The 4,215-nt window shown below is 45.2% G+C and carries 5 protein-coding genes; 3 read left to right on the forward strand and 2 right to left on the reverse strand.

The features are described 5' to 3' along the window. The coding region (locus HY877_01335) for a HEPN domain-containing protein (protein MBI5298930.1) at positions 1-201 on the reverse strand (201 nt) is incomplete at its 3' end. 271 nt (positions 202-472) lie between these two features. Between HY877_01335 and HY877_01340 the strand changes: the two genes are divergently transcribed. Then, complete coding sequence (locus HY877_01340; GenBank protein ID MBI5298931.1) at positions 473-895, forward strand: hypothetical protein; 423 nt, start codon at positions 473-475, stop codon at positions 893-895. A 148-nt stretch (positions 896-1,043) separates the two neighbouring features. Here HY877_01340 and mazG read toward each other — a convergent pair whose 3' ends face one another. Continuing rightward, on the reverse strand, positions 1,044-1,895 hold the full coding sequence (gene mazG / locus HY877_01345; protein ID MBI5298932.1) for a nucleoside triphosphate pyrophosphohydrolase: 852 nt from the start codon (positions 1,893-1,895) through the stop codon (positions 1,044-1,046). Positions 1,896-1,969: 74 nt separating this feature from the next. Between mazG and HY877_01350 the strand changes: the two genes are divergently transcribed. Together HY877_01350 and nadA are read left to right on the forward strand one after the other, a co-directional pair. Beyond that, entirely contained in the window at positions 1,970-3,334 is a 1,365-nt protein-coding gene (locus HY877_01350) for a hypothetical protein (protein ID MBI5298933.1), read from the forward strand. A 147-nt stretch (positions 3,335-3,481) separates the two neighbouring features. After that, a partial coding sequence (nadA, locus tag HY877_01355; GenBank protein ID MBI5298934.1) for a quinolinate synthase NadA occupies positions 3,482-4,215 on the forward strand: 734 nt, incomplete at its 3' end.

The following is a 4,215-nucleotide window of genomic DNA, read 5'->3' on the forward strand; positions in this document are numbered from 1 at the left end:
AAGCGCGTTTTCAAAAGTGCCACGGGCTTGCCCGTGGGAATCTATTCTTGCCTGAACAATGGCTTTAATCAACTTTTCAATACTTTGGTGGCACAAATGGGCCGCGTAATGCGGGCGTTTTTTGTTTTGCAAAACTTCCTCGGCAAAATCGAGGTCGTCTTGTGCCAAGGCAAGCCATGTTTCCACTTTCTTGTTAATCATTTTGAGACGACTAACAAAAACCCGTTCAAACGGCAATTGCAGACTTAAAAATTGACCAGAATGGTGCCGCTACTTTCTGGTTTGACATTTGTTTGACGCCGGTGGGTGAAAAAATTTTGACGGTTTTGGATTTTTTCTTTTGGTCGTCCCAAAAAATATTTTCAATTTCAATGAGTTGCAAATAAATCCCTTCGGAAAATTCTTGGCATTTAATTTGCATTATTGATGAGTGGTTATGAAAAGGGGAGTTTTTAAAACACTGGTTCTTATAATGTCACTGATCTTTTCGCAAAGTCTCTGGGCCGATTCCGAAGCAAATACCACCGCAGAAGCACTTATTAGCGACCAAGGCAAACTCGTCGAAGAGGTTGTCCTTCTTGGCGATGAGATCACCAATTTGAGAAATATAATCACACCCATTCAAAAGGATATTGAAGATTCAAAAAACCAACTCAAAAAAGTTTCAAGTGCCTCCACCACCGCGCGAGTTCACAACCGAAAAATCAGGGAGCTTGAGCCACAGCTCAAAATGTTCAGCGAACAACTGACGCAGAAATTACAAGAATTTAATGCCAAGCTTGATCAAATTAATATTGTGGAAACTCAATTACAGTGGGAAGAAGACAGTGTGAGAGGTTCCCTTTTCAAGACGGCTTCGAAGTGGTTTCAACCTCCCGAAGAAGAAAAGCCCTAAAACTCATTTCAAAACCTCCTCTACTGCAACTTTGAATTTTTGGCTACGACTTCGTCAGATTTCGCAAAAAACCACTCAACGTAGCTTGAGCTACGCCTCGCGGTTTTTCGCTCATCTTCCTCGTCTCGCTCAAAAATCCAAAGTTTCGTTACGAGGAAGTTTTGAAATGAGTTTTAGCTTCGTTCCAAAGTTTATCCCATTTTTCCGGTGTCAGATTTTGAAGTATTTCTCCGTTTTGTTTTGCCTTCTTTTCAATCCATTGAAAGCGGGTGGTGAAGGTGTCGGAGGCTTTTCTCAAAGAACTTTCGGGATCGAGTTTTAAAAACCGCCCCAGATTGGCCATGGTAAATAAAAGATCGCCATATTCCCTTTCAATATTTGCCGGGTCCTTTGCTTTCATTGCCTCTTTTAACTCTTCAAGTTCTTCATGAAGCTTTAACATAATTCCTTTTCTATCGGGCCAATCAAAGCCAACGCGGCTTGATTTTTCACCAAGCCGGAGGGCCTTAATAAGAGCAGGGATTGTTTTGGGAATGCCCTCCAAAATAGACTCTCTTTTGTGCTTGTTCTCTTCTTGTTTGATCTTCTCCCAGTTGACCAGAACCTCTTGGGTTGTGGGGGCAAGGTTTGGCTTTGCCAAACCGCGTAGCAAATTCGAAGAATTTGCGGAGTCAGATGCTTTATCATCCCCAAAAACATGAGGGTGGCGGCGGATTAGTTTATCCGAGGCATTTTGCATGACCTCAGCCATATCGAATTTGCCGTCTTCTGTGGCCATTTGGCAGTGAAACAAAATATGGACGAGCAGATCGCCCAGCTCCTCTTTGAGCCCCTGAAAATCATTTTTGTCGATCGCTTCGACAATTTCGTGGGCCTCTTCCAAAAGGTAGGGGTTGATGTCTTTATAAGTCTGCTCTTTATCCCACGGACAGCCGTTTGGACCGCGAAGCATGGCTACAATATCCATGAGTTTTTTGAGGGGTTCGCCTGTTTTTTTCATGGACCCCCTATATTTTTTTTGTTTATTTTAAGCAACATTTTAACTAGGTTGCCGATAAGGATATCGGAGGGTCTATGTCATCCATAAAATCTATAACATCACCGGTTGCCGATTATTTTGAAAGTTTTTTTCGATGGTTTTTTGAAAGAGGCGGTTATGGCTGTGGAGGACCTCCTCCCGTAACGAAGAGGGACGCCGGTCCGGAAATTCCGGATGGAGGAAATTTTGATGCCGGCGATGGTGGCTCTGTAGACGGTGGATATGCTGATGGGGGAGAGGACGGCGGTTTTGATGGCGGGCTTCCGGTACGCCCGGGCATTACCGAACGCTGGACCCAACTCGACAACTGCAATTTAAAAGACCTTGTTCTAGCCGATCATCAATTGCAACTTTTATGTGAAGGCATCCAACCCGATTCCAACCGGATTGTTGGCTGTCCCGTTTCAGACAGTCTCGAACAAATAACCTGCGATAATTCTTTTTTTCCATTGTCTCTGCGTGCGGATGATAAACAACCGATTTCATTTACTCCATTATCTCTGCAAAATATTGATGTGAACTACGCCGCTGTTACTGCCAAGACTTCGGACAATCACCCCGGTTTTGCCGTGATCGACCGCGTTCGCAGGGCCGTGACTGATTTTGCTTTTTTCTCTTCGCGCACTCTTCAGATCGGCTCCGACCAGTTTCATGACGATTTTTTTGCATCGCCCATGATGGGTTTGGCGCTATTCAACGGATCTCTTGCAGTGCCCGCGCGTTTCGCGACAACGCGCAATGGAACACCGCTTGGAGAACACGGCGCCGTCTTTTTATATCCGTGGAACGGAAACAATGGGACCTTTGAAAGAAATTCAACAGGGATTGGTCCGCAAATGTTGGTCAGTTCCAATCCAAACCCAACGCTTTTTTTTGGAGAGAACGCGGATAGTGCGAGGGTTGTGAATAATGGCGAGGGGGCCAATGGTGCCGGGCTCGATTTTCTACATTTGATTACCAATACAGACGGGACAACGCGCTTTGAATTGGATCGATCCCAAAACATCGCGTTAGGACAATACGTTTTGGAACCTCTGACCCATGCGGGAATAAGTCCAGATCAACGAACGATTCTTTTGGCGGCCGGTGCAACGCTATTGGCGGTAACACCGGCTTCTGTCTCCAACGCCGTTTGCAGTTATAAATTGGATGCTGAAAAAATAACGGCAACACAATGGTACCGCGATGGAACAACAGACAAACTTTTTGTTTCGACACCCTATGAGATTTTTAGATTAACCCTCCGGAACGGCTGTCCCGTGGGTCCCGTCTCTGGAGTCCCTGTTTTTGGAGAAGCAACAGTTTCCGCTATCGACAATTCGAATCTGATATTTTATCAGGGTTTAAGACTGCTAAACGGCCAAGATGCCATCACGGCTCTAAGCTTTGAAGTGTTTTAAGGACCCTCTGAAAAATTATATTTTTCTGTCATTCCTGCGAAGGCAGGAATCCAGACGTCGTCCCGACGAAAGTCGGGAACCAGATATCAATTACGGATCACCGCCTTCGCGGGGATGACAGGTATGTAGTTTTTTAGAGGTTTTTTAATGGCACCTGAAAATCAACAAGCCCTGCGAAACAAACTTTTAAAGGTTTTAACGCCTTTTGAAGTGGATCTGTATATCCCCCTGATCGAACAAATCCAAATTCTCAAAGTTGAAAAAAATGCGGTGATTTTGGTCCACAATTATCAGACCCCCGAAATTTATCATGGTGTCGCCGATTTTGTGGGTGATTCGCTTGGGCTTTCAAAAAAGGCGGCGGAAGTTAATTGTGAACGAATTGTTTTCTGTGGCGTTCATTTCATGGCCGAGACCGCGAAACTTCTGAATCCCGCCCGTAAAGTTTTGATCCCAGATCTTGAGGCCGGATGTTCGCTGTCGGAGAGTATTACGGTGGAAGATGTGCGCGCGTTGAAGGCAAAACATCCGGGTGTGCCGGTGGTTTGCTATATCAACACCACCGCCGCTATCAAGGCTGAGTCGGATATCTGCTGTACCTCCGCCAATTCTGCACGCATTGTGAAATCACTCAAAACCGATAAAGTTATTTTTATTCCCGATGAATATTTGGGAAAAAACGTTGCACATGAAACGGGTGTCACCACGATTACTCATCCGGGTCGTTGCATGGTTCATGAAACATTCACAAAAGAAGATATCGCCGTTTATCGAAAACAATTTCCCGGGATTGAAGTGATAGCCCACCCCGAATGCTCTCCAGACGTGGTGCAGACGGCCGATTACGCCGGTTCCACTTCTGGAATGATTGATCATATTCG

The sequence above is a fragment of the Deltaproteobacteria bacterium genome (assembly GCA_016213065.1).
Classification (GTDB): domain Bacteria; phylum UBA10199; class UBA10199; order SPLOWO2-01-44-7; family SPLOWO2-01-44-7; genus JACRBV01.

Excerpts from the sequence above, each read along its gene's own strand:
- HY877_01340 (MBI5298931.1), top strand. The coding sequence starts at position 473 with ATGTCACTGATCTTTTCGCAAAGTCTCTGGGCCGATTCCGAAGCAAAT.
- HY877_01350 (MBI5298933.1), top strand. The coding sequence starts at position 1,970 with ATGTCATCCATAAAATCTATAACATCACCGGTTGCCGATTATTTTGAA.
- mazG (MBI5298932.1), bottom strand. The coding sequence starts at position 1,895 with ATGAAAAAAACAGGCGAACCCCTCAAAAAACTCATGGATATTGTAGCC.